General features: G+C 63.6%; 25 protein-coding genes. 9 read left to right on the top strand and 16 right to left on the bottom strand.

The annotated features are described in order from the left end of the window. Nucleotides 1-5 precede the first annotated feature (5 nt). Nucleotides 6-452 carry a GNAT family N-acetyltransferase gene (locus H597_RS0119375; RefSeq protein ID WP_028103592.1) on the bottom strand — a complete coding sequence of 149 codons (447 nt, stop codon included), beginning with the start codon at nucleotides 450-452 and terminating at the stop codon, nucleotides 6-8. A 496-nt stretch (nucleotides 453-948) separates the two neighbouring features. Here H597_RS0119375 and H597_RS0119370 point away from each other — a divergent pair, with 496 nt between their 5' ends. Beyond that, nucleotides 949-1,611, top strand: a complete 663-nt coding sequence (locus H597_RS0119370) for a DUF6624 domain-containing protein (protein WP_154668167.1) — start codon at nucleotides 949-951, stop codon at nucleotides 1,609-1,611. A gap of 11 nt (nucleotides 1,612-1,622) precedes the next feature. Here the strand turns inward: H597_RS0119370 and H597_RS0119365 are convergent, their stop codons facing one another. The 6 genes from H597_RS0119365 to H597_RS0119340 all read right to left on the bottom strand — a co-directional run bounded on the left by H597_RS0119365 (nucleotide 1,623) and on the right by H597_RS0119340 (nucleotide 6,807). Continuing rightward, a complete protein-coding gene (locus H597_RS0119365) occupies nucleotides 1,623-3,422 on the bottom strand; it encodes a vWA domain-containing protein (RefSeq protein WP_028103590.1) in 1,800 nt (599 codons plus the stop codon). Next, nucleotides 3,419-4,492: an AAA family ATPase gene (locus H597_RS0119360; protein ID WP_028103589.1), complete on the bottom strand. Its 1,074-nt coding sequence runs from the start codon at nucleotides 4,490-4,492 to the stop codon at nucleotides 3,419-3,421. The genes H597_RS0119365 and H597_RS0119360 overlap by 4 nt, the downstream gene beginning before the upstream one ends. A 4-nt stretch (nucleotides 4,493-4,496) precedes the next feature. Beyond that, nucleotides 4,497-4,646, bottom strand: a complete 150-nt coding sequence (locus H597_RS35500; RefSeq protein ID WP_169433293.1) for a hypothetical protein — start codon at nucleotides 4,644-4,646, stop codon at nucleotides 4,497-4,499. Nucleotides 4,647-4,649: 3 nt separating this feature from the next. Further along, nucleotides 4,650-5,858 (bottom strand): RtcB family protein, encoded by a 1,209-nt coding sequence (locus H597_RS0119350; RefSeq protein ID WP_028103588.1) that lies wholly within the window; start codon nucleotides 5,856-5,858, stop codon nucleotides 4,650-4,652. 254 nt (nucleotides 5,859-6,112) lie between these two features. After that, nucleotides 6,113-6,547: a hypothetical protein gene (locus H597_RS0119345; RefSeq protein ID WP_028103587.1), complete on the bottom strand. Its 435-nt coding sequence runs from the start codon at nucleotides 6,545-6,547 to the stop codon at nucleotides 6,113-6,115. After that, nucleotides 6,544-6,807: a hypothetical protein gene (locus H597_RS0119340; RefSeq protein WP_028103586.1), complete on the bottom strand. Its 264-nt coding sequence runs from the start codon at nucleotides 6,805-6,807 to the stop codon at nucleotides 6,544-6,546. Before H597_RS0119340 ends, H597_RS0119345 begins: the two co-directional genes overlap by 4 nt. A 157-nt stretch (nucleotides 6,808-6,964) precedes the next feature. Between H597_RS0119340 and H597_RS34250 the strand changes: the two genes are divergently transcribed. The 3 genes from H597_RS34250 to H597_RS0119325 are packed head-to-tail and all read left to right on the top strand — an operon-like array spanning nucleotide 6,965 to nucleotide 8,951. Then, entirely contained in the window at nucleotides 6,965-7,537 is a 573-nt protein-coding gene (locus tag H597_RS34250; protein ID WP_083941185.1) for a PAAR domain-containing protein, read from the top strand. 2 nt (nucleotides 7,538-7,539) lie between these two features. After that, entirely contained in the window at nucleotides 7,540-8,463 is a 924-nt protein-coding gene (locus H597_RS0119330) for a 3D domain-containing protein (protein ID WP_028103585.1), read from the top strand. After that, the gene (locus H597_RS0119325) at nucleotides 8,460-8,951 is read left to right on the top strand and encodes a hypothetical protein (RefSeq protein WP_154668166.1); all 492 of its coding nucleotides are present in this window, start codon (nucleotides 8,460-8,462) and stop codon (nucleotides 8,949-8,951) included. The genes H597_RS0119330 and H597_RS0119325 overlap by 4 nt, the downstream gene beginning before the upstream one ends. A gap of 64 nt (nucleotides 8,952-9,015) precedes the next feature. Here H597_RS0119325 and H597_RS0119320 read toward each other — a convergent pair whose 3' ends face one another. Further along, the gene (locus H597_RS0119320) at nucleotides 9,016-10,878 is read right to left on the bottom strand and encodes a phosphoenolpyruvate carboxykinase (GTP) (protein ID WP_028103583.1); all 1,863 of its coding nucleotides are present in this window, start codon (nucleotides 10,876-10,878) and stop codon (nucleotides 9,016-9,018) included. 346 nt (nucleotides 10,879-11,224) lie between these two features. Here H597_RS0119320 and H597_RS0119315 point away from each other — a divergent pair, with 346 nt between their 5' ends. Next, a complete protein-coding gene (locus H597_RS0119315) occupies nucleotides 11,225-12,175 on the top strand; it encodes a D-2-hydroxyacid dehydrogenase family protein (protein WP_028103582.1) in 951 nt (316 codons plus the stop codon). Between the two features lie 71 nt (nucleotides 12,176-12,246). Here H597_RS0119315 and H597_RS0119310 read toward each other — a convergent pair whose 3' ends face one another. Continuing rightward, the gene (locus H597_RS0119310; RefSeq protein WP_028103581.1) at nucleotides 12,247-12,996 is read right to left on the bottom strand and encodes a hypothetical protein; all 750 of its coding nucleotides are present in this window, start codon (nucleotides 12,994-12,996) and stop codon (nucleotides 12,247-12,249) included. Nucleotides 12,997-13,112: 116 nt separating this feature from the next. On the opposite strand from H597_RS0119310, the gene H597_RS0119305 reads away from it, so the two are divergent. Continuing rightward, nucleotides 13,113-13,598 (top strand): asparaginase domain-containing protein, encoded by a 486-nt coding sequence (locus tag H597_RS0119305; protein ID WP_028103580.1) that lies wholly within the window; start codon nucleotides 13,113-13,115, stop codon nucleotides 13,596-13,598. Nucleotides 13,599-13,620: 22 nt separating this feature from the next. Here the strand turns inward: H597_RS0119305 and H597_RS0119300 are convergent, their stop codons facing one another. Genes H597_RS0119300 through dinB form a run of 4 tightly spaced genes read right to left on the bottom strand, consistent with a single transcriptional unit; the run spans nucleotide 13,621 to nucleotide 17,039 of the window. Next, the gene (locus H597_RS0119300; protein ID WP_028103579.1) at nucleotides 13,621-14,517 is read right to left on the bottom strand and encodes a recombination-associated protein RdgC; all 897 of its coding nucleotides are present in this window, start codon (nucleotides 14,515-14,517) and stop codon (nucleotides 13,621-13,623) included. A gap of 53 nt (nucleotides 14,518-14,570) precedes the next feature. Next, nucleotides 14,571-15,209: a hypothetical protein gene (locus tag H597_RS0119295; RefSeq protein ID WP_154668165.1), complete on the bottom strand. Its 639-nt coding sequence runs from the start codon at nucleotides 15,207-15,209 to the stop codon at nucleotides 14,571-14,573. After that, nucleotides 15,200-15,835, bottom strand: coding sequence for a hypothetical protein (locus H597_RS33435; protein ID WP_051293920.1), 636 nt, complete (start codon nucleotides 15,833-15,835; stop codon nucleotides 15,200-15,202). The genes H597_RS0119295 and H597_RS33435 overlap by 10 nt, the downstream gene beginning before the upstream one ends. A gap of 52 nt (nucleotides 15,836-15,887) precedes the next feature. Continuing rightward, the gene (dinB, locus tag H597_RS0119285) at nucleotides 15,888-17,039 is read right to left on the bottom strand and encodes a DNA polymerase IV (protein WP_028103577.1); all 1,152 of its coding nucleotides are present in this window, start codon (nucleotides 17,037-17,039) and stop codon (nucleotides 15,888-15,890) included. 84 nt (nucleotides 17,040-17,123) lie between these two features. Between dinB and H597_RS31610 the strand changes: the two genes are divergently transcribed. Together H597_RS31610 and H597_RS36180 are read left to right on the top strand one after the other, a co-directional pair. Then, nucleotides 17,124-17,945, top strand: coding sequence for a substrate-binding periplasmic protein (locus H597_RS31610; protein ID WP_051293919.1), 822 nt, complete (start codon nucleotides 17,124-17,126; stop codon nucleotides 17,943-17,945). A gap of 99 nt (nucleotides 17,946-18,044) precedes the next feature. Beyond that, complete coding sequence (locus H597_RS36180; RefSeq protein ID WP_028103576.1) at nucleotides 18,045-19,880, top strand: methyl-accepting chemotaxis protein; 1,836 nt, start codon at nucleotides 18,045-18,047, stop codon at nucleotides 19,878-19,880. Here the strand turns inward: H597_RS36180 and H597_RS0119270 are convergent. The 3 genes from H597_RS0119270 to H597_RS0119260 form a co-directional block, all read right to left on the bottom strand. Then, nucleotides 19,877-20,707 carry a helix-turn-helix domain-containing protein gene (locus H597_RS0119270; protein WP_035374749.1) on the bottom strand — a complete coding sequence of 277 codons (831 nt, stop codon included), beginning with the start codon at nucleotides 20,705-20,707 and terminating at the stop codon, nucleotides 19,877-19,879. The genes H597_RS36180 and H597_RS0119270 overlap by 4 nt on opposite strands. 10 nt (nucleotides 20,708-20,717) lie before the next feature. Then, nucleotides 20,718-20,894, bottom strand: coding sequence for an alpha/beta fold hydrolase (locus tag H597_RS34955; RefSeq protein ID WP_154668164.1), 177 nt, complete (start codon nucleotides 20,892-20,894; stop codon nucleotides 20,718-20,720). A gap of 62 nt (nucleotides 20,895-20,956) precedes the next feature. Then, complete coding sequence (locus H597_RS0119260) at nucleotides 20,957-21,307, bottom strand: nuclear transport factor 2 family protein (protein WP_028103574.1); 351 nt, start codon at nucleotides 21,305-21,307, stop codon at nucleotides 20,957-20,959. 90 nt (nucleotides 21,308-21,397) lie between these two features. Between H597_RS0119260 and H597_RS0119255 the strand changes: the two genes are divergently transcribed. Beyond that, nucleotides 21,398-22,243 (top strand): DUF8616 domain-containing protein, encoded by an 846-nt coding sequence (locus H597_RS0119255; RefSeq protein ID WP_028103573.1) that lies wholly within the window; start codon nucleotides 21,398-21,400, stop codon nucleotides 22,241-22,243. Nucleotides 22,244-22,272: the final 29 nt, after the last annotated feature.

Genomic DNA, 22,272 nt, shown 5'->3' with positions numbered 1-22,272 from the left:
CTTCGTTACTGCTCAATTACTGCGTTCATTTCGCCATCCTCATCGATCTCCGTTTCGACGAAGCCGATGCTGGCGTAAAGGTCCCTGGCGCGGGTGTTTTCAGGCAGGTAGCTGATCCAGATCTTGCGCACACCACGACGCGCGCGGATCTCGGCCAGCGCCAGCTGCAAGGCATCACGGCCGTAGCCCTTGTGCTGGTGACGGAAGTCGACCATCAGGCGCGACACGGCGAATTCGCCGGGTACCCCCTCCAGTTCCAGATCGACATACATCAGGAAGCCAACCAGTTCGCTGCCGGCGTAAATGGCGCGGGTCTGCATCTCCGGATAAAAACTGGCCTGGGCAATCGAAAACGAGTTGCTGGCGACCAGCTCGCGCTGGTGGTCCAGCAGCCGCAGATCGGCGATGTCTTCAAAGTTCTGCCTGGTGACGGTTTTGAGCTGAATATCCATACTTCATTTCCTCCTTGCGCCGGGACCAAAAAACAAAAACCCCGGCAAGTTTCCTTACCGGGGTTTTGTCATCGGACGTCCGGCTCGGGGGGTGGCAATTCGCCAGACGCCCCGAGCGTACGCGCTGCGGAGCTATCTGGTTTTCTTAATGCAAGTGATAGCGAAGTAGCGCACGATCGTCCTTTCGTATTCTGGGTTGATGAAATCTAAGAGCGCTGATTCTGCGCTCTTCAAGAATGAGGTGTCAAGAAAAACTTTGAATAAAAACCTACTTGGCTATCGTTGTATAGGACATCGCTGCGCATGATGATCCGCGCGCCCAATGCAACGATGTCGGCATAGCGCTCGACATATAGCAGGCCTTGTCGAACTATGCCCGTGCGGCGTCGCCTTCGCCATCTGTGCTCCACTGTGTCCGCTTGTTTGCTACTGTTTGTTTATGGTGATCTTCGACAAGCTGGCGCTGGCATGCCTGGTCACGTCTAGCGGACTCGCGATGGCAGCAGAACCCAGCCGGATCAGCGTACAGACGCTGGCTTCAGGTCAGGAAGTTGCGCGTGTGCTGCTGCCCATCGGTACGCAAAATGCCGTGCAAGTGGAAGCCGAGCAGGTCGAGCAGGACACGCACGGCAACACGCATGCGCGCGGCAAGGTGCGCGTGACCATTCGTGCCGGCAGCGGCGCGGTCACGACCATCGTCGGCGAAGAAATCATCGCCAAGCGCAAGGTGCTCGATGCCCGTGAACTGGCCGCCATCCGCGCGCTTGACGCCATGGGGGCGCAGGGCAAACGCGATGCCGCCCGCGACCGCAAAGAACTGGCACGCCTGAAAACCATCGTCGCCTCGCACGGCTGGCCCGGAGTCCGCTTTGCCGGCCCGGAACTGTCGCAGAACGCCTTCACTGTCCTGATGCGCGCCCCGGAGAAGGACCTGGAATCATTGCTGCCCGCCTTGCGCGAGGCGCACGCCGGCAACGACGTGCCAGGCGCTCAGCTGGCGCAGGCAGAAGACCGGCTGCGCGTTGCCAAAGGGCTGCCGCAACGCTACGGCACCCAGTTCGCCAGCGGCAAGCCGGTCGTAATCGAAGACGAAAGCGCGCTCGATATTCGCCGCAAGATGATGGGCCTGCCGCCCATGCCGGCCGCTTCCGGCCAATAGCCGCGCGATGGCTATTGCGTGACGTAGAACACTTCCCCGCGCGGCGCGAACGGCAGCCTGCGCCCTTCGGCCAACAGATAGGCGTGCTCCATGCGGGTCGCAAGCCTGTCTTCGCACCAGCCGTCGGTCACCACCAGGACCGGCCCGTGGGCAGGAAACTCGCCGCCGCGCGCCAGGTCCCGCAGGTGGTCGAAGCCCGGCTGCAGCACGGTTCCTCCGCGCCCGCGCAAGGTGAAGCGGTCCAGCAGGTTTTCCGGCTCCACCCAACCGCCGTCGTACGCCATCGCATCGCAGCACACCAGCCGCACCGCAATCACGTCGCGCGCCATGGCATAGCTGGCGATCGCGCCCAGCGCCTTGCCCAGCATCGCCGGCGACATCGAGCCCGAGGTATCGAGCAGCACGCCGAAGACGCGGCTCTTGCGTTCTTCTTCCGGCGGTTTGCATAGCGAAGGACGCGGGATATCCGGCGTCGCCCCCTGCCTGCGCGATGGCCGCGCATAGCTGCGCCGTAGCGCAAGCGGCGGGAAGCGTTCGTCGAACCAGTGCGCCAGGCGCGCGTCCCATGGAATCGGCGGCTGCGCCAGACTGCGGATCTCCTCCAGCAGGCCGGCCGGCACCGTGCCGCGGCGGCCGTCGAATTCCCAACGGTCCATGCCTTGCGCCAGTGCGCGGCGGCAGTATTCCTCCGCATCCGTGAATTGGCCACCGCTGTCTTCCCCGAGCAGGTCGGGCTGGCCCGTGCCGCGCAAGGTAGCCAGCTTGCGCGTGCGGCGCATATCGCGCGCCAGGCCGTCGTAGATTTCGTCCGCCGATTGCCCCGCCAGGGCGGCGTCGTACAGCATGCCGATGGCAGGCGGTGCGCCAACCTTCATCTCCATCAGCCAGCTGTTGATGGCGAAGTCGCAGGCGACGTTCCACAGCACGGCGTCGCGTCCGCGCCGGCGCGACGCATGATTCAAGCCGGCGTGCAGCAGCTCGTGTGCCAGCACGAAAAGGGTCTCGTCATCGTTCAGGCCCGCCGCCGGATTGATCCAGATGCGGCGGGCCCCGACGTCGATAGCGGCGACGCGGATGTCGTACTGCTGGCAGATTCGGATATCGTTTTCCAGGTCGAAGCTGGCCGCCAGCGCCCCCAGCAAGGGATAGCAGTCCATCATGCGGCGGCGCGCGCGGTGTTCGCGGCTCTGCGGTTTCGAGGCCTGCTCCACCGGAGCACCGCCCGCGATGGCCAGCGCCCGGCCGACGCCGCGCGCAATGCCGTCCGCCAGCAATTCATGCCAAGGCCTTTTGCGCTGCCAGCTGGGCGGCTCCTCGTCCAGGCATACGAACAGCGGCTCGCCACCCGTGATATCGGCATGCCACGCCTGCAGGGGCGCCGGGCAGGCACCGGTGCAGAACCGCTGCAGCAAGGTTTCCACGCTGGCGTCTTCGCGTTCCGGCAAGCGCCACGCCTCCGGCAGCTCGCCCAGCTTCAGTTCCGCGCAGAACCGCAGGGCAGTCACCAGGCTGGCGATTTCCCATAGAGCTGCCGGTTCACGGCGCCGCACAAAGCCCAGCCCAAGGCACGACAGGGCGATGCCGATGACGCGCGCCCATTCCTCCGGCTGCGCGCGCCGTTTTGGATGCAGCGATATTTCGCCGGTCGGCGCAACGGCGATCCAGCCGTTGGACGGCACCATCCGATGCGCCGTATCTGCGCCGAATCTCGCCTGGCCTGCGACAGCGCCCAGCACCGGATGCGCCAATACCTGCGCAATCCCGGCCTGCCGGGCGGCCGCCGCGGGATCAGGCTTCTTCTCCTTGCTCATGCGGTTTCTTTCTGGCTGCGGCCTGCCAGCCGCGGCAGGTCGCGCGCCACTTCAACCAGGAACCATGCAGGCAGGCGGCGCCCCTGCGCATCTTCGCCCAGGAGCGATTGCGCAATTTCAACGCTGATGCGGGCCAGGTCGCGCAGCAAGTCCTTGGCGCGGATCGACAAGGCGTGGTGGACGCCGCGTACCGACGATTCCGCCTCCGGCAGTTCCTTCAGCAAATGCGCGCGGAAGGACTGCGCCAGGAAGTACAGCACGTCGCGGTCGCCCGGCGCATCGGGCCAACGCTGCTCCCCTTTCAGAATCGCATGCAGGCCATGCTTGTGGCGCAGCTGCTTGAGAAAACCTTTGAAGTTGCCGGCATGCGCCGGCGACAACAGTCCGTAGGCCAGCGCATCGAGCATGTCTTCGGCGATATCCTCGCTGAACGATTGCAGGGCATCGGACAGCATATGCCAGCTGCGCGGCGTGGAGAACGGCTCTTCGTGCTTCGGCGGTTCGCTCCATAGGTGGTCCGGACGCAGCTGGATGTATTCCAGCACCCAGGGATGGATTCCGCCCTCGCCGTTCGCCCATTCCAGCCACTGCCGGTGGTCGGCGCGCAGGTGGATATGCGCCATGCGGTTCACCAATGCGGAAGGCATCGGCTTGACGATGGCGGCATCCTTGGCACGGTTGCCGGCGCCGATCACGATGGTTCCCTTCGGCAGGCTGTACTCGCCGATGCGCTGGTCCAGAATCAGCGAATAGAACGCCTTCTGGATTTCATGCGACGACGCGTTCAGCTCGTCCAGGAACAGGACGAAAGGCTCGTCGCGCACGATATTCGCAGGCGGGAAAAAGCGCGAGCATTTGCCGTCGATCTGCGGGATGCCCAGCAGGTCTTCCGGCGCCAGCTGGCTGCCGAGCAGGGAGACGCACTCCATGCCCACGGCTTCCGCAAAACGGCGCACCAGCGCGCTCTTGCCGATGCCGGGCGGTCCCCACAGGAATACCGGGCGCGTGACGGCCACGTGCAGCAGGAAATCGATGGCCTGCTGCTGGTTCAACATGATTGCCGATTGCATACGCTCATTCCTCCTGCTTTGCCAGTTGGCGACGCAGCTGCTGCTTCAGGGCGCGGCGCGATTGCTCTTCGCGCTGGTGGCTGCCGGCCTTGCGCTGGCGCGCCAGCACGGCCAGCGGGTTGCGCGGCTTTGGTAATTTGATCGTTACCTTCATTGCTTATCCTTTTACGCACACGACTTGCTTGAGCGTGTGCACGATTTCGACGAGGTCGGACTGGTGTGCCATGACCTGGTCAATGTCTTTGTAGGCGGCGGGGATTTCATCCACCACACCGCCATCCTTGCGGCATTCGATGCCTTGCGTCTGTTCGGCCAGATCGAAACGGTTGAATTTGCGTTTCGCCTCGCTGCGGCTCATCTTGCGGCCGGCACCGTGCGAGCAGGAGCAGAACGATTCCTCGTTCCCCTTGCCGCGCACGATGAAGCTGCGGGCACCCATGCTGCCGGGGATGATGCCCAGCTCGCCTTCGCGCGCCGAGATGGCGCCCTTACGGGTGACATACAGCTTGTGGCCGAAGTGCGATTCCTGCTGCACGTAGTTGTGATGGCAGTTGATCGCCTCGCCATCGAGCTTGAACGGCGGGACATGCGGCTCCAGTGCAGCCACCACGCGGCGCATCATTTCGCGCCGGTTCAGCATGGCGTAGTCCTGCGCCCAGTCCACCGCTTCCACGTAATCGTCGAACAGTTCCGATCCTTCGCTGAAGTAGGACAGGTCGCGGTCCGGCAGGTTCACCTTATGCCGCATCATCTCCTTGCGCGCAGCGGAAATGAAATAGCGCCCGATGACATTGCCGATGCCGCGCGAACCCGAATGCAGCATGATCCAGACGCGCTGCTCTTCATCGATGCACAGCTCGATGAAGTGGTTGCCGCCGCCCAGTGTGCCGAGCTGGCAGATCCAGGTCTGCGCGAACTTGTGCTGCATCTTCATGATGCCCTTGTGGCGCGCCACGATGCGGTCCAGGCGGTCGTTCAGCGGACGCCCGACGCGGGCGTGGGCCGAGCCGCGCACCTTGTCGAACGAGTGCTGCTCGAAACCGACCGGCACCAGCGTTTCGATCGCGCTGCGCACGCGCGCCAGGTTGTCGGGCAGCTGGCTGGCGGTCAGCGTGGTGCGCACGGCGTTCATGCCGCAGCCGATGTCGACGCCGACAGCGGCGGGAATGATGGCGCCGCGCGTCGGGATCACGCTGCCCACGGTTGCGCCGATGCCGGCATGGACGTCGGGCATGGCCGCCACGTGCGGATGCACGATGGGCAGGTTCGAAATATTCAGCAGTTGCTGGATGGCCGAATGATCAATGTCATCCGTATAGATGTGCACAGGCACCAGGCCTTTGTGCAGGCTTTGCTTGATTGGCATAACGTCTTTCGTTATGCCGGGGCTGTGGAAACAAAAACCCCGGCGAGTTTCCTGGCCGGGGTTCGTGTTGGAAGAACGACCGGCTCGGGTGGCTTGATTGCCTGCCCCGAGCGCTCGCGCTGCGGGGCTATCTCATTTGCAGATTGTTGATAGCCGTACGTGGCATGGTCGTCCTTTCAAAAATTCGGGTTGATGAAAAATCAGTGGACGGGATTCTGCGCCGTTCCCGCTCGCACTGTCAAGAGATTTTTTGATCAGTTTTTTGCATCGATTTTTTCGGCGGGCCGGGTGTGCCCCTTTTCAATCAGCCAGACCAGGCTGTTCTGCGTCGTGATGAGGTAAATGGGCTTGCGGCCCAAAAGCCGCCAGAACACATGCATTTCGGTTGGCTGCGGGTCCAGCAAATGCGACCGCGTAAACGCCTCGGTATCGAGCGTCTTTTCAAGACTGATGCAGCTTTTGCTGAAGGCGCGGCTTGCCGTAATGGTGCGGCCGCTGGCATCGGTGTCGATGCGATACGCACCACCCACGAGGATGATGTCGTTCTCTGTGGCACCCGGCACCATGTAGACTTGCCATCCGCCGGGCTTCGGCAATACGACGGTGTTGTAGTTCTTTGCGCAGCGACTGATGCCGAATTGCTTGCCGGTCTGGCGCGCAGCAGCTGCACGCTCCTCATACTCGCTCAATGCTTGCGGGACTTCATACTGCGAGACGGTGCCGAGCAGGCGGCCATCCGATCCTCCGTGATGTGGCCTCGAACGTGCGCGCGCGCCGATGGAATGAGCAATGGCACGGCCGCGTCGCTGACAATGGCTGAGGCGTGATCGTGGATATAGATCCGGCGGCCGCGCTCTTCCGCGGCCTTCAATGCAGCCTGGTCGCTCTCCTGAGCATGCGCTGCAAACGTTACTGTCAGCGCGGGCAAGGCTGTGTGGAATATTTTCATGCGCACCTCAATCCTCGAATCGCTGGTTCCAGCCTTCAAAGCTACGCGAAGCGCAAGCGCAAAAACGAAAAGGGACGCGCGCCCTGGAGTGCGGGGTAATTGCTGATGTGAATGGTAATATTAATAAATACATCACAAATTTCTAGGTCAGAACAGTATGGCTCTAAAGGCAATAATCCGCCTGGGTGATCGAACATCACATAACGGAACGGTAGTTGAAGGCTTTGTTGACAATATATGCATGGGAAAACCCATCGCCGCCATCGGCCATAAGGTCTATTGTCCCAAATGCCGCGGCAACTATCCGATTGTTGAAGGGGTAATGACCAGCACGGTCTATGGCAAAGGGGTGGCAGTCGAGGGCATGAAAACCTCCTGCGGCGCGACCTTGATCGCGACCCAGTTCACGGACTGCATTGACGCACCTTCTGGGCCGGCCAGTTCCGCCAGTGCAGGCAGCTCGGGCAGCGCCAACAGCTCCAGCGCGGCCATGTCGCAATCAAGCGCGCCCCAGTCTCCGTCGGCAAACGCCAACGCGGCCGCCGCGGCCAATACCTTTGACGAGCAATTCCAATTGCGCGGCGCCGACGGCAAGCCGCTACCCGATAAGGCCTATCGTATTGTGACCGCCGGCGGCAAGGAGTTCCATGGCGTCACCGATGCCGACGGCAAGACACAACGTGTCAAGACGGCTGCCGCCGAACAGGTCCACATTTACTTAAAGAGCTGAACATGGCCGATATCCTGATTGCCACTGCCACAACCAATACCACCCAGGGCTCGCTCGTTCAAGTGCAGGTGGATGACCTGCTCTGTTCGCTTGAAATCCAAACCAATGCATTTGGCGACACCCTGCCTATCATCCCCAAGAGCTCGCGCGCCCAAAATCGCAAGGTGCTCTTCCACCTTCCATTGAAGGCCAAACTGACCCGGCACGATGGCACTGCCGCCGCGAACCAGGCGCTGAAGATCGTTTCCGATCGGCCTGCCGATAGCATCAAGTCATCCGGCACAACCGATGCCAAGGGCGAGCTGCTCCTGGTCCTTGAAACGCGCTCAAGCGGCACGGCGGAACTCACGGCGAAGACCGCCGGCGTGACACTGCCGCCATTCAAAGTTGAGTTCAAAACTGCGTGGTACGAGTCGACATTCCTGATCACCGGCTACAACGTCTGCGCCGAGGAAGACTTCACGGGCGCCCTGGTCAGCGGGAATGGCCTGAACGAAAAACACAAGGAGGACTTCCTGTTCAGTGCCGCCGGGGTACCGATGCAAGGTACCGGCAAGGCAAGCAACGGGCGCTTCATCCGTTTGGCGCAGATGACTGGAGGATGGCATCGCAACGCCGCCAACCATCCGGACCGTGTGGCCGACCAGTCGGGCGTCACGTTCAGCTATGCCACCGGCGTGCAGGGAGCTTTCGGTCCAGTGACGACGGAACACTCCATCGCGGTCGATCCGGACGTGATCCCAAAGAAGACCAAGGTCAATATTGAAGGCGTGGGCGACCGCTATGCCGACGACAAAGGCAGCGCCATTGATAACTACCACATTGACAATTTCCTCGGTGCGGGCAAGGATGTGGTGAAAAGCTGGATGAAGGGCAGCATCAACGGCACCCAGCGCCGGGTCAAATATTTAGGGGAGGGGGCATGATGTATCGTCGATTTGCGGCCGCTGTTGCACTTGCCGTGGCTTGTTCCAGCGCTTACGCGGGAAGCCTGGCAAACGCCTATATCGACGACGCCAGGAATGTCCACGTCGTGACTGCGGCCGGCAAGGACCTGCAACTGACATCGGACCGTCAGGCCAAAAAGGTTCGGCTGTCAGCGGAGGGCGAGAGTGTGGCCTGGCTGGTGGCTCCGCCTGCCGATGCCGGCGATGAAGAGGGGCCGGCGGAATTGCGCATCTATTCCCGCGGCCGCACGCGTTCCATCAAATGCGAACCGGTCATCCGCGATTTCTGGTTTTGGAAGCAAGGCAGCCATATCGCGATCGATTGCGGCGGCACCCATTTCGCCGGGCGCGAAATCCTGTACAACGTGCGTTCCTTGAAGAAGATCACCAGCTTTGACCAGGCCGAAGTCCCGGTCGAGCAACGTCCAAAATGGTCGGCATCGAGTGAGCAGTTCGAATCGGACTGAGGAAAGAACGGAGCAAATAAAAAAAGCGCGCCACACGGGCGCGCTTTTTTTTTGCCGATAAAGCTTAGCCGTTCAGGCTTTGCTCCAGCTTGGCCATATTATCCTTCAGCTCTTGCGGCAGGTGGTATGCCAGCTTTTCGAACAGTTCCGCGTGCAGTTTCAGTTCCGCGCGCCATGCGTCCTTGTCGATCGAGGTGATGGTCTCGAACTCTTCGGCGGTGAATGGCAGGCCGTCCCAGCTAATGTCGCCGTAGCGTGGGGTGGTGCCGAAGATGTTCTCGACGCCGCCGCCGTTGCCTTCCACGCGCTCCAGCATCCACTTCAGCACGCGCATATTGTCGCCGAAGCCTGGCCAGACGAAGTGGCCGTTTTCGTCGGTGCGGAACCAGTTGACGCAGAAGATCTTAGGCAGGGTGGCGCCCTTGCCTTGCAGGCGCTTGCCCATGTCCAGCCAATGCTGGAAGTAGTCGCTCATGTTGTAGCCCATGAACGGCAGCATGGCGAATGGGTCGCGGCGCACCACGCCCTGCTGGCCGGCGGCCGCAGCGGTGGTTTCCGAACCCATGGTCGCGGCCATGTACACGCCTTCGATCCAGTTGCGCGCTTCGGTCACCAGCGGCACGGTGGTGGAGCGGCGGCCGCCGAAGATGAAGGCGGAGATCGGCACGCCGGCCGGGTCGTTCCATGCCGGGTCGATCACAGGATTCTGCTCGGCGGACACGGTGAAGCGCGCGTTCGGGTGCGACGCCTTGGTGCCGGACGCCGGGGTCCAGTCCTTGCCCTGCCAGTCGATCAGGTGCGCAGGCGCTTCCTTGGTCAGGCCTTCCCACCACACGTCGCCGTCGTCGGTCAGCGCGACGTTGGTGAAGATGGTGTTCTCGTTCAGGCAGGACATGCAGTTCGAGTTGGTCTTGGTGTTGGTGCCAGGCGCCACGCCGAAGTAGCCGGCTTCCGGGTTGATCGCGTACAGGCGGCCATCCTTGCCCGGCTTGATCCAGGCGATGTCGTCGCCGATGGTGGTGACTTTCCAGCCGTTGAAGGACGCCGGCGGAATCAGCATCGCGAAGTTGGTCTTGCCGCAAGCCGATGGGAAGGCGGCAGCCACGTAGTGCTTCTTGCCTTCCGGGGACTCGACGCCCAGGATCAGCATGTGTTCAGCCAGCCAGCCCTCGCCGCCGTTCTGGGCGTCGTTGTAGCCCATGGTGGAAGCGATACGCAGCGCGAAGCACTTCTTGCCCAGCAGCGCGTTGCCGCCGTAGCCGGAGCCGTAGGACCAGATTTCGCGGGTCTCAGGGAAGTGCACGATGTACTTGGTGGCGTTGCATGGCCATGGCACATCCTTTTCGCCGGCAGCCAGCGGCTTGCCGACGGTGTGGATCGCCGGCACGAACTCGCCATCTGCGCCCAGCACGTCGTACACGGCCTTGCCCATACGGGTCATGGTGCGCATATTGACGGCGACGTAAGGGGAGTCGGACAGTTCCACTCCGATGTGGGCGATCGGCGAGCCCAGAGGGCCCATCGAGAACGGCACCACGTACATGGTGCGGCCGGCCATGCAGCCGTCGAACAGGCCGTTCAGGGTGCCGCGCATTTCCTGCGGGTCCATCCAGTTGTTGGTCGGGCCGGCCGCTTCCTTGGTCTGCGAGCAGATGAAAGTGCGGTCTTCGACGCGGGCGACGTCGGTCGGGTCGGAGCAAGCCAGGTAGGAGTTCGGGCGCTTTGCTTCGTTCAGCTTTTTCATGGTGCCGGCGGCAACCATCTCCGCGCACAGGCGGTCGTATTCTTCCTGCGAGCCGTCGCACCAGTAGATGCGGGCAGGCTTGGTCAACGCGGCGACTTCCGCCACCCAATTGATGAGCTTTTGCTGTTTGATGTAAGCTGGCGCGTTCATTGTTGCAACGCCTCCCATAACGGGCTGATTCATAGTACCTCCAATGCCAATAAAGAATTCTGTCTTGTCCCGGCACGGCAGGAATCGTCGTCAGCTGATAGCTTGCGCGGAAGAATTGATACTTCGGCGAAATACGGCGGTTCTGTCGATGCGCCCGATTTCTCGAGGGCGCGAGCGCCTGGCGGGGGTGTGCGCAGGCGCTGGAACATATACTGCTGGAGCCGGGTCGGGCTCCCTGAATTGGGCCGATTGTACACCTGCCCTCCAGCGATTCCGCCAAAAATGTAGGAATATTGCCCGACTAAAGTAGTAGGCTATTCGAGATATTCACGATCACGTTATTTCCCTACTATTTTCATCACAAAATCTGCTAACTGACATGAAAATTGCGATTCTCGATGATTACCAGGATGCAACTCGTTGCCTGGAATGCTTCAAACTGCTGGACGGCCATGAGGTCAAGGTTTTCAACAATTCCGTGAAGGGCATGGGCCAGCTGCTGGCCCGGCTGGCGCCGTTTGAAGCGCTGGTGCTGATCCGCGAACGCACGGCCTTCAACCGGGCCCTGCTGTCGAAGCTGCCGAACCTCAAAGTCATTTCGCAAACCGGCAAGGTGAGCGGGCATATCGACATGGACGCCTGCCGCGAGCTCGGCATCACCGTGCTGGAAGGCGTCGGATCGCCCACCGCCCCGGCTGAGCTGACCTGGGCGCTGGTCATGGCCGCGCGGCGCAAGCTGTTCCAATATGCGGGCAAGCTGCGCGACGGGCAGTGGCAGCAGGTGTCGATCAACCATGAACACAATACGCTGGGCATGGTGCTGGCGGGCAGCACCATGGCGATCTGGGGCTATGGCAAGATCGGCAAGCTGGTGGCGGGCTATGCGAAGGCGTTCGGCATGCGCGTCAGCGTCTGGGGCAGCGAAGCGAGCCGCGCGGCCGCCGTGGCCGATGGCCATGAAGCCGCCGCGTCGCGCGAGGCGTTCTTTGCTGAAGCGGATGTGCTGTCCCTGCACCTGCGCCTGGTGGAGGGCACGCGCGGCATCGTCACCGGCGCAGACCTGGGCCGCATGAAACGCGATGCACTGCTGGTCAATGTCAGCCGGGCCGAACTGGTGGCGCCCGGAGCGCTGGAAGCCGCGCTGGCCGGCGGCCGTCCCGGCTATGCAGCGCTGGACGTGTTCGACACCGAACCGCTGCCGGAAAACTCAAAGCTGCTGCGCATGCCGAACGTCCTGTGCACCCCGCATCTCGGCTACGTCGAACAAGCCAGCTACGAGCTCTACTTCCGCCACGCCTTCCAGAACCTGATCGCCCACATCAACGGCTGAGCTCGTGGCAACCTGGGGGCCAGGCTCTTTGCTTGCCACGGCCTCGGCCGTTAAATGCCTGAGTTGGCAAGCTAAGAGCCTGACCCCAAGGTTGCCACGGGCTGGGCCGGAAGGACGTGGACCTTGCTCCACAGGCCGGCCCAGCCTGGCGGCCAGCCGATGCCGGGGCCGCTGTATGGCGGCACATTGGCGCGCACCGGGACCACCGGCACCGCCGGCATTTCCGTCAGCGGGGCGCCATGCGGGCGCTGCATGTCCAGGCTGTACATATAGCCGGGCAGCAGGGCTTGGCAGACTTGGTCGAACCAGGCCGTGTGGTCCTCGTCGCGCCCCAGCGCCTGCGCCAGGCCTTGCGGGTCGAATCTGGCCAGCGCGTGCACCAGTTCTTCCGTCGTCGCGCCCGGCTGGTCGCCCCAGCCCATCACGGGATTGAAGATGTAGTCGGCGCCCGATCCATACCAGCCCTCGCGCCAGGAGCGCTGCATCCAGTCGCGCGGCCCGGTGAACAAATGCCAGCGCCAGTGCAGGCCGGAGGGCTTGGGCCAGGAGTACAGGTATAACTTCTGGTAGCCGGCCTGGTGCAACTCGCGCACCACCGCCATCAGGCGCGCGTGCGGCATGCGGTCGGGCGGCGCGCGGCGGAACAGGATCGCTTCGCCGTCCGCGAATTGCACTTCGTCGGTGGAGAGGTTCAGGTCGAGCGTGCGCGCTTCGTTGCCGAAGCGGGCGGAAACCCAGCCGGTCAGCAGGTTGACCGCCGTGATGACGCCGTAGCCGCGGTAGCGGTGGAAAATCACGGTTCCTGGTGCGAGCGCTTTCATGGTCTTGCCGGGCAAAAAACCCAGTGTAGTCAACTGTTCCGCGGAATGCCAGCGGGAAGCCGCAAACATTTTTCGGCTATCATGCTGGCCATCCATTGATTTCATTTTAATTCATCATGACCCTGCGCATCATCGCCACCGGCGGTACTTTCGACAAGCACTACAACGAGCTGAATGGCACTCTGGCGTTCGCCGAGAGCCATCTGCCAGCCGCGATCAAGCGCGCCCGTATCACGACGCCTTGCGAACTGGAAGTGGTGTCCCTGCTGGACTCCCTGGACATGGTCGATGCCGACCGCCAGCGCGTGCTGGCCGCCTGCCAGGCCGCCGCCGAAAAGGCGATCGTGATCGTGCACGGTACCGATACCATGCCGCACACCGCCGCTGTCCTGGGCCCGGCGATCAAGGACAAGACCATCGTCTTCACCGGCGCCATGATCCCTTACGAGATCGACCATTCGGACGCTTTCTTCAATATGGGTTTTGCTTGCGGCGTGGCGCAGGTGCTGCCGCCTGGCGTGTACGTGGCCATGAACGGCCAGATTTTCGCGTGGGATAACGTGCAGAAAAACAAAGCGGCTGGAGTGTTCCAGCCGCTGTAAGGGAAGGGGGCTCCTCCCCTTTTTATGCCTTGGCTTCGCCGCCCAGGGCGTCGACGACGTCCTGCAGCAGCTTGGCCAGTTCGCCGGTCATCAGCATGAAGTCGCCGTCGAAGCGTTCGTCGTCGTTGCGGGTGACGGCGTCGTTTTCCTTCATCACGTCGAGCGGCTTGACGCCCTTGATGGCCAGCGCTTCGGTCAGCACGAAGCTGATCTTGCTGTCCCAGGTCATGGCCAGGCGGGTGCACTGCTTGCCTGCGGCGATATGGCGGCGCACTTCTTCCGGTTCCAGGGTGTGGCGCACGTAGCGCACGGCAGCCTTGCTTTCGCCGGTGGCGCGCAGTTCGGTGTCCATGTCGACGGTGAAGCCGGCAGGGGCTTCATCATCCTGCAGCCAGGCGGTCATCACGCCGACCGGCGAGCGCTGCACGCGCAGGCTTTCGATCGGCATGCGGTCGACAGCTTTGAGCAGCATCTTGATGATGTCGTCGGCCTTGGCCGGGCTGGCGGCATCGACCACCAGCCAGCCGTTGACCGGGTCGATCCAGCACCAGGTGTTGCTGCGGATGGTGAAGGCGCGCGGGAGCAGTTCGTCGTGCACGCGTTCCTTCAATTCCTTCATGGCTTTCTTGCCTGGCGCGAAGCCTTGCTGTTCTTCCATTTCGGCGGCGCGCGCCTTGGCAACCTGGTTGACCACGGTCGACGGCAGCAGCTTTTTCTCGGTGCCCAGCACCATCAGCATCTGCTTGTTGACGACGTGGACCAGACCGCCGTTCGGCCGCGGCTTGTCCCAGCCTTGGCGCATCAGCTCGTTGCTGCTGGCGGGACTGAAGGCCTGCGACTGCAGGGCTTCTTCGAGTTGTTCTGGAGTAAATGCCCATGGGGCGGGCAGACGGTAAACCTGGAGATTCTTAAACCACATACTTGTTTGCAGCCTAGCTGAGCATTTTCAAAGGAACGACATTTTAGCAGGAGCTATTTGGGGCAGGTGACGATTAGTGTTTTGCCGGCGTCGTCGATGGCGTTCAAGCCACGGTTGCCGCGCTTGAGCAGGCAATAGCTGGTGAAGGGCGTCGTGACGCGCGCCAGGCTGTCGCCATTGGGCAACACCGTTTCCACCATCGAGAAGGCGCCGGAACCCTTGTAGGCCAGCGCGATGTCCTGCGACAGTTTGGATTCGCGCACCAGCACCCGGTCATTGTCATTTTTGCTTTCCTTGCGCAGCTGGCGGTCGACGCCGATGGCGGCGCGCCGGGATCGTTCCAGCAGGCTCTCCATGGCGGGCGCAGGTTGCGCCAGCGGGTTGGGCGCAATGGTTTCGGGCTGCTGCGCCGGCGGTGGTGGATTGTCGGCCGGCGGCGCCGCGTTGGAAGCGGGCATGGCAGGCGGCACGGCACGGCGGCGAGCCTGCTGTGCTGCAATCGGTAGGCGTGGCTCTTCCGCCTTCTGCTGCCGGGACGGCATGTGCGCCAGAAACACCAGCTCGCCTTCGCGCTGCGCTAGCTGCGGCATGGAAGGCGGCGCCGTGAAACGCCAGCAAACCAGCAGGGCCAGGTGCAGACCTGCAATCGGGACCAGCCAGCCATGCCGGCGCCTGACGTCCATCAAGGGCATGACATCACCTTGACCTTGTTCCCATCGCGGAATGGATCCTGGCCGGCGGCGCCGACCAGGTTCACGTATTCACACCATTCCTTGCCGCCGGCGCGGAAGCGCTTCATGGTGCGGCCATCGCCCAGGTTGGAAAACTGTTCCAGCACCACCTCGCCCTTGTAGGCGCGCCCCAGCTGCCTGGCCAGCGGGCTTTGCTCCTGTACCACGGTGGCGAATTGATTCAAGCTTTCCTTGCGCAATTGGCGGTCAGCGCTGGCGGCCAGTTTGCGGTTTTTTTCCAGCAGCGATTCCACGGGCGCGGCCGGCTTGGCAAATGGGTCGGCGGGATCAGCGGCGGCAGGCGCGGGCAGCGTGATGCTTTGCGGCGCCGCATCGGCGCTTGCAGGCGGCGCGTCCGGCTGCAAGCGCCGATGCGGCGCCGATGGCAGGCGCGGCGGGTGTTCGGCAGGGCGGATGCGTACGGCTGGCGTCTGGGTCAGGAAGAGCAATTTGCCTTCCCGCCCGCGCGCGGCGTCTTCTGCGTGCCGGGCAGTGGGACGCCAGGCCATCAGCACGGCCACGTGCCCCAGCGCGATGACCGCCAGCCAGGCGCGGCGCGGCGGCTGGGATTCAACAATGGCTTGCATAGGTAATCCGGTTTGCAGCCGGACTCAACAGCCAGCTCGCGCGGGAACGGTATCACATATTAGCAAAAAGATCACCCTGTGCCGGCTGGGCTCGCGCCGCTTCCTCCAATGAACAGAGCGCCGACATTCGCACCCCGAGCAGGCGCAGCCTGTCGTCCAGCGGCACGCGGCGCAGGCATTCGCCGGCGGCGCGGCGGATGGCGGCGGCATCGGCCGTCGGGGAAGGCAGCGTCAGGTCGCGCGTGACGGTGCGGAAGTCGGCGTAGCGCAGCTTGATGCCCACGGTGCGCCCGGCGTAGCGCTTGCGGGCCAGGTCGTCCGCCACCTTCTGGCACAGGCGGGTGAAGATTTCGGACAGCTCGGCGCGGTCGCGTTTCACGTGCAAGTCGCGCGAAAAAGTGGTCTCGCGGCTGACGCCCTTCGGTTCGTGGCAGGTGGCAATGGCGCGTTCATCGCGGCCGTGCGAAATGCGCTGCAGCCATTCGGTGTAGTTGAGGCCAAAGTGTTCCTGCAGCAGGGCGGGATCGGCGGCGGCCAGCTGGCCCACGGTCTCGATGCCCAGCGCCACCAGCTTCTTTTCCGCCTTGGGGCCGATACCATTCACCTTGCGCACCGCCAGCGGCCAGATGCGGGCCGGCACCTCGTCGTAGCCGACCACGGTCAGGCCGTTCGGTTTTTCCAGGTCGGAACAGATCTTGGCCAACAGCTTGTTGGGGGCGACTCCGATCGAGCAGGACAAGCCGGTGGCGGCCCGCACCGCGTCCTTGATGCGCTGGGCCAGTGCGCGCGTCTCACCTTCGACGTCGGTCAGGTCGATATAGATTTCATCGATGCCGCGGTCTTCGATCTGGGGTGCGATGGTGGCGACGGCGGCCTTGAACAGGCGCGAATACTGGCGATAGGACTCGAAATCCACCGGCAGCAAAATCGCGTCCGGCGCCAGCGCGGCGGCTTTCATGGTACCCATGGCGGAAAACACCCCCAGGGCGCGCGCTTCGTAGGTCGAGGTGGTGATCACGCCGCGCCCGACATAGTCGCGCAGGCGGGAGAATTCACGGGTGCCGTCCGGCAAGTCGCGCGGCTGGTGACGCCCGCCGCCGCCGATCACCACCGGCAGGCCGCGCAATTCCGGATAGCGCAACAGCTCCACGGACGCATAAAAGGCGTCCATGTCGAGGTGGGCGATGCGGCGGGGCCAGTCCATATCTACAAATAGTCGAGTTCGCTTACGATACTGTAATTATATACAGCATTTTGAGCAAGGTGCCTGACAGATATACTGCCTGTCATGCGCCTCCTCGTCCTTCTGCTGGCATTGGCCGCCGCTCCGGCATGGGCTTCCGCCCCCTGCCCGGCGCCTTTGCAAGCCGGGGCCAGCGATCTTGGCCTGGCCTCGTTCCAGCAAGACGGGGAAATCCGGGGTGCCGCCATCGACGTGCTGCGCGAGCTGGCCAGCCGTACCGCTTGTCCGATCGAGGTCGCCTGGTACCCGCGGGCGCGGCTGTGGGTCGAATTCGCCGCCGGCCATATCAACCTTACCGGCAGTTCGGCGCGCACCGCCGAACGCGACCGCCATGGCCGCTTCGTCCCCTTTGTGACGACGCGCTTTGACCTGGTCCTGTCCCGCCGAATCGCGGGCAACTACAGCTCGCTGGCCGAATTCGTCGAGCGTGGCGTGGCGCGCCTGAACCTGGTCCGCGGCATTGTCTATGCGCCGGAAGCGGAAGCCCAGCTTGAACGCCTGCGCAAGCTGGGGCGGATCGAGGTGGTCAACGACTACGCCATGGCATTCAGGAAGATGGCTTCCGGGCGTGCCGATGCCACGCTCGCGCCGATGATGATCTATTCCCGCTATCTGGCAGCGGCCGGCCTGAAAGGGCAGGTGGCTGTCATGGCGGTGGCCGAGTCCGCACCAATGCTCGCCGGGGCCTATTTTTCGCGCAACATGCCGCCTGCAACCCACAAGGCCTTCGCCGACGCCTTGCTGGCGATGGTGGCCGACGGCACTGTGGCCCGCATCTATGGCAACTACGTTGGCGCAGCGAACGGGCGCAGCCTGGTTCCGGAGCAGGGACGCGCCACGACTTCCGATTCCCAGTCAATCCCCTGAACCTGCTGTGGCGACCACGCCACGCGCCCATTGATCGCTGCGCCGCATGGCCCTGCCTGTGCCATCATCGAACCCAAACCACTTCAGGCGAGGCAAGGCATGAGCTTCTCGAACATGAAAATCGGTGCACGGCTGGCGATCGGCTTTGCGTTGGCAATCGTCATCCAGCTCGTGATGTCGCTGACGGGGATCAGCCGCTTGAGCCATAACGCCAACCTGACCGACCGCCTGGTCAGCGACCGCTACCTCAAGGTGCAACTGACCAACGAGATGCGCAGCTATTCCAACCGCTCGGCGCAAGCCCTGCGCAATGCCTTGCTGGCGCCGGACAAAGCCGCCAGCGATAACTTCCTGGCCGGTATGGCGGACGCGGAAAAGACCGGCGCCGATGCCGCCGCCAAGCTGGAAAAAATCCTCGCCATGCCGGAGGGAAAGCAATTGTTCGCCGACCAGCGCACCGCGTTCGAATCATTCCGCAGCGCACGCGACGAGGCGCTCAAGCTGTTCCGCGCCGGGGACAAAGACGGCGCTGTGCAAGCCCTGTTCAAGCAGGTGATTCCCCTGCAAAACGCCTACTTTGGCAAACTGGACGCCATCCTCGGCTACCAGAGCAAGCTGATGGCGCTGGACGGGCAGGAGGCAGCCAAGTCCGCCAGCGACGCCACCATGCTGATGCTGGGCATGCTGGTGCTGGCCACCATCCTTTCCGTCGCCGCCGGCTACCTGATCACGCGCTCGGTGACCGGGCCCCTGCTGCAGGCCGTGGAAGTGGCGGAGACGGTGGCCCATGGCGACCTGACCGCCACGATTGCCGTCAATCGCAAGGATGAAACAGGGCGCCTGCTGCTTGCCTTGCAGGACATGGTGGTCTCCCTGAAGACAACAGTGGGCTCCGTGCGGGCATCGACCGACACCATCAACACGGCGGCGGCGGAGATTGCGGCCGGCAACCTCGACCTGTCGCGCCGCACCGAACAGCAGGCTGCCAGCCTGGAAGAAACCGCATCGTCGATGGAAGAGCTGACTTCGACCGTCAAGCAGAACGCGGATAACGCACGCCAGGCCAACCAGCTGGTGGTCTCGGCCGCCGGCCATGCCAGCGAAGGTGGCTTGGTGGTGGGCGAGGTGGTGGAAACCATGGGCGCGATCAAGGGCAGTTCGGCGCGCATGGCCGATATCATCAGCGTCATCGACGGCATTGCCTTCCAGACCAATATCCTGGCGCTGAATGCAGCCGTGGAAGCGGCGCGCGCCGGCGAACAGGGGCGCGGCTTCGCGGTGGTGGCCTCCGAGGTGCGCAACCTGGCGCAGCGCAGCGCCGCGGCGGCCAAGGAGATCAAGGAGCTGATCGACGATTCGATCGCCAAGGTCGATGCGGGCGGCACCCTGGTCGACCGTGCCGGCGCCACCATGCAGCAGATCGTGACCTCGGTGCAGCAGGTGGCGGACATCATGAACGAGATTACCTCGGCCAGTCAGGAGCAGTCTTCCGGCATCGAGCAGGTCAATATCGCCATCGTGGAAATGGACAACGCGACGCAGCAGAACGCGGCGCTGGTGGAGCAGGCTGCGGCCGCGGCGCGCAGCATGCAGGACCAGTCGGAGCGGCTGGTGGAAGCGGTGGCCGTGTTCCGGATGGAGGAGACGGCGCGAGGCCATGCGGTCAAGCACACGCCTGCCGTCCGCGCAGCGACGCCCGTGCGGGCAACCGTCCCGGCGCTGCGCGCGGCGCGCAAGACAGCCGCTGCGGCGCCGGCGGCTGGCGGTGCGGCGGACAATGCCGTTACTGGGGCTGCGCAAGCGGCGCCGCCCGCTGCGCGCACTGCGGGTGCCGCCGGAGTGCAGAGATCCAATGCGCCGCGGGCCGCATCGGCGAACAAAGCGGCGGCTCCGGCCCGGGCCACGCCGGCCGGGGACGACTGGGAAGAGTTTTAAGCTGGCTGCCTGCGGAACCACTCCGCCGTCGCCTCGTCGGCGGGGAAGAAGGCTTCCAGGCGCAGCTCGTGCACCGTCACGTCATGCGGCGTGCCGAGCGTGGTGATGGTGGTGAACAGGTTCAGCTCCACGCCGTCCTTGCGCAGCGTGAACGGCAGGAAGGGCAAGGCGCGCCGGTCCAGGTTGGGCGTCCTGGACGCGGCCCGGATGCCCGGGATCGCCAGCAGCTCATCCAGCAGCGTGGAAGCCTCGCTGCCCGGTCCATCGCCCATCGCTTCGCGCTGTACCCATTGCAGCAGGTCGGCGCTGACTTCTTCCCAGTTGACGATGTGCCGGCGCAGGCCCTCCGGGTCGAGGATCAGGCGAATCACATTGACGCTGCCGTCGCGCGGCAGGGGCGCTTCGGGCGGCATATCGAGCAGCCAGCGAATCATGGCGGCGGCGGGCCCGTTGTGCAGCAGCAGGTTCCACAGGCGGTCCACCACCAGGGCCGGATAGGGCGCCTGCTGGCGCAGCATGAAGTCGATGGCTTGCTTGACCGCACCCATTTCCGGATCACTCAGCTTGCGCTCCTGGTAGGCAGGCGCGAAACCGGCGGCCAGCAGCATCACATTGCGCTGGCGCAGCGGAATGTCGAGCACGCTGCCCAGCTTCAGGATGATCTCGCGGCTGGGCTGCGAGCGGCCGCTTTCCAGGAAGCTGATGTGGCGCTGCGAAATGCCGCTCTCGGCCGACAGCCGCAGCTGGCTCATGCCGCGCTTACCGCGCCAGTAACGCATGGCTGCCGCGTAGTCGCTGAAGTACTGTTCCGGTACCGCCGCTCCCATATCGCCCCTTTCACGAACGGATGAAATCCAACAGCTCGCTGTTCGCCCTCGCTCTATGGGTCAGGAACATACCATGCGGCGCGCCTTCATACACGTTCAGCCTGGCGTTCGGCAGCAGGGCGGCGCTGGGGCCGGCGGTCAGATCGAAGGGAGCGCTGGCGTCCCGCGTCCCGGCGATCAGCAGCACCGGCAGGGTAATGCGCGGCAGCTCGGCGCGAGATCCGGGATGCGGTCATGGTGCGGCCCTCCTTATTGCGCGAAGTAGTCGATGAAACCGGTGACGCTGGCCAGGCGGCCGTCGCCGGCGATGAGCGCCATGTCCGTGCCTTTGGCCACCGGTGCATTGCCCGGGACGCCCAACGTCCACGAGAAGCGCACCACGTCGTGATGGCTGTCGGGCGCGCCATCCAGCGCGAAGCGGTGGCCGGGGAACTGCCCTTGCGCCGCGGCGATCAGCGCGTCGATGGCGTCGTGGCCAGCTCCCTGCATGAGCGGATCCTTGTATGCGGCTTGCTGGGTGAAAGCGTCAATCACCCTCGCGCGGCGTTCATCCGCATCGCGTTCGTTCCAGGCGGCCAGGTATTTTTCGACGATCTGCATGGTGTTTCTCCTTTCGTTGTTGGTGCAGTCATTGTCAGCAAATTGATGCCGTGCGACGATTACCTCCCAGGTAATCAAACAGGAGAATTTGTGCCACTCAATCGGACCATCGCCACACTCTGCTTTCTGGCAGCCGGCGCGAGCGCGCAGGCACATTGCCCGGCCACCCTGCCGCTGAAAGGCACGCAGCATGTCGACAACTGCTATCCCTTACGGGCTGAATGCGTACCGGCTGCCGACGCCCTGTATCAATACAGCGAGGCCGTCCCGGACGGCGGCGAAGAGATGTTTTCCGCCGCCCTGCACGGCAGCCCATGGCACCTGTTCGACGGCGATATGCGCTATCTGGACATCGAAGACCTGGCCGTTCTTGTCAGGAAAAAGGGCAAGCAGGTGCAAAAAGTGGTCCTGATGGCGTCTTGGAGCGGTATCGCGCCCGACAAGCACCACACGGCACTGGCGCAGCAGCTTTCCAATGCCCTGGGCACTGTGCAAGTATCGGCGCCGGACGGTTTCCTGTGGTTCGACAAGGATGGCCGTACCTCGGTCACGCGCCAGGCATTCACGGTTTTCGCCACCGGCCCCTACGCCGTGAAGAAAGACGAGCCGGTCATGGCGTCGCTTGCCCTGGCCTGGCCTGTGCAGTTGGAGGAAGCATTTGCCAAGGATGGCGACGCGGACGGCCTGTTCCGCGCCGGCGTCGGCCAGGAAGCGTTCCAGCTCTGCCCCGAGCGGGCGCTGGCGGCTTTTGAAGCCGCGGCCAAGCTGGGCCACCCGATCGCCGCCTACAATGCCGCCGTACTGCGCCTTGAGCGCAATGCCGCCGGCGACCGCGAAGCGGCATTGGGCCTGCTCCGGAAAGCGGCGGCGGCCGGCGACAAGCCTGCTGGCGCGCGGCTCGCGCGAACGGCATTGCGCAACGGCGGCAAGCCGTGAGACGATGACGGCCACTCTGAAAGTCCCGG

Origin of the sequence: Pseudoduganella violaceinigra DSM 15887 (assembly GCF_000425385.1) — a bacterium.
In the GTDB taxonomy this organism is placed as follows: domain Bacteria; phylum Pseudomonadota; class Gammaproteobacteria; order Burkholderiales; family Burkholderiaceae_D; genus Rugamonas; species Rugamonas violaceinigra.
The sequence above is the reverse complement of the archived record's forward strand: the minus strand, read 5'-3'. Positions and strand labels throughout refer to the sequence as shown.

What these genes read in the sequence shown, in the direction of transcription:
- H597_RS0119375 (WP_028103592.1), bottom strand. Translation starts at nt 452, where the DNA reads ATGGATATTCAGCTCAAAACCGTCACCAGGCAGAACTTTGAAGACATC.
- H597_RS0119370 (WP_154668167.1), top strand. Translation starts at nt 949, where the DNA reads ATGGCAGCAGAACCCAGCCGGATCAGCGTACAGACGCTGGCTTCAGGT.
- H597_RS0119365 (WP_028103590.1), bottom strand. Translation starts at nt 3,422, where the DNA reads ATGAGCAAGGAGAAGAAGCCTGATCCCGCGGCGGCCGCCCGGCAGGCC.
- H597_RS0119360 (WP_028103589.1), bottom strand. Translation starts at nt 4,492, where the DNA reads ATGCAATCGGCAATCATGTTGAACCAGCAGCAGGCCATCGATTTCCTG.
- H597_RS35500 (WP_169433293.1), bottom strand. Translation starts at nt 4,646, where the DNA reads ATGAAGGTAACGATCAAATTACCAAAGCCGCGCAACCCGCTGGCCGTG.
- H597_RS0119350 (WP_028103588.1), bottom strand. Translation starts at nt 5,858, where the DNA reads ATGCCAATCAAGCAAAGCCTGCACAAAGGCCTGGTGCCTGTGCACATC.
- H597_RS0119340 (WP_028103586.1), bottom strand. Translation starts at nt 6,807, where the DNA reads ATGAAAATATTCCACACAGCCTTGCCCGCGCTGACAGTAACGTTTGCA.
- H597_RS34250 (WP_083941185.1), top strand. Translation starts at nt 6,965, where the DNA reads ATGGCTCTAAAGGCAATAATCCGCCTGGGTGATCGAACATCACATAAC.
- H597_RS0119330 (WP_028103585.1), top strand. Translation starts at nt 7,540, where the DNA reads ATGGCCGATATCCTGATTGCCACTGCCACAACCAATACCACCCAGGGC.
- H597_RS0119325 (WP_154668166.1), top strand. Translation starts at nt 8,460, where the DNA reads ATGATGTATCGTCGATTTGCGGCCGCTGTTGCACTTGCCGTGGCTTGT.
- H597_RS0119320 (WP_028103583.1), bottom strand. Translation starts at nt 10,878, where the DNA reads ATGAATCAGCCCGTTATGGGAGGCGTTGCAACAATGAACGCGCCAGCT.
- H597_RS0119315 (WP_028103582.1), top strand. Translation starts at nt 11,225, where the DNA reads ATGAAAATTGCGATTCTCGATGATTACCAGGATGCAACTCGTTGCCTG.
- H597_RS0119310 (WP_028103581.1), bottom strand. Translation starts at nt 12,996, where the DNA reads ATGAAAGCGCTCGCACCAGGAACCGTGATTTTCCACCGCTACCGCGGC.
- H597_RS0119305 (WP_028103580.1), top strand. Translation starts at nt 13,113, where the DNA reads ATGACCCTGCGCATCATCGCCACCGGCGGTACTTTCGACAAGCACTAC.
- H597_RS0119300 (WP_028103579.1), bottom strand. Translation starts at nt 14,517, where the DNA reads ATGTGGTTTAAGAATCTCCAGGTTTACCGTCTGCCCGCCCCATGGGCA.
- H597_RS0119295 (WP_154668165.1), bottom strand. Translation starts at nt 15,209, where the DNA reads ATGCCCTTGATGGACGTCAGGCGCCGGCATGGCTGGCTGGTCCCGATT.
- H597_RS33435 (WP_051293920.1), bottom strand. Translation starts at nt 15,835, where the DNA reads ATGCAAGCCATTGTTGAATCCCAGCCGCCGCGCCGCGCCTGGCTGGCG.
- dinB (WP_028103577.1), bottom strand. Translation starts at nt 17,039, where the DNA reads ATGGACTGGCCCCGCCGCATCGCCCACCTCGACATGGACGCCTTTTAT.
- H597_RS31610 (WP_051293919.1), top strand. Translation starts at nt 17,124, where the DNA reads ATGCGCCTCCTCGTCCTTCTGCTGGCATTGGCCGCCGCTCCGGCATGG.
- H597_RS36180 (WP_028103576.1), top strand. Translation starts at nt 18,045, where the DNA reads ATGAGCTTCTCGAACATGAAAATCGGTGCACGGCTGGCGATCGGCTTT.
- H597_RS0119270 (WP_035374749.1), bottom strand. Translation starts at nt 20,707, where the DNA reads ATGGGAGCGGCGGTACCGGAACAGTACTTCAGCGACTACGCGGCAGCC.
- H597_RS0119260 (WP_028103574.1), bottom strand. Translation starts at nt 21,307, where the DNA reads ATGCAGATCGTCGAAAAATACCTGGCCGCCTGGAACGAACGCGATGCG.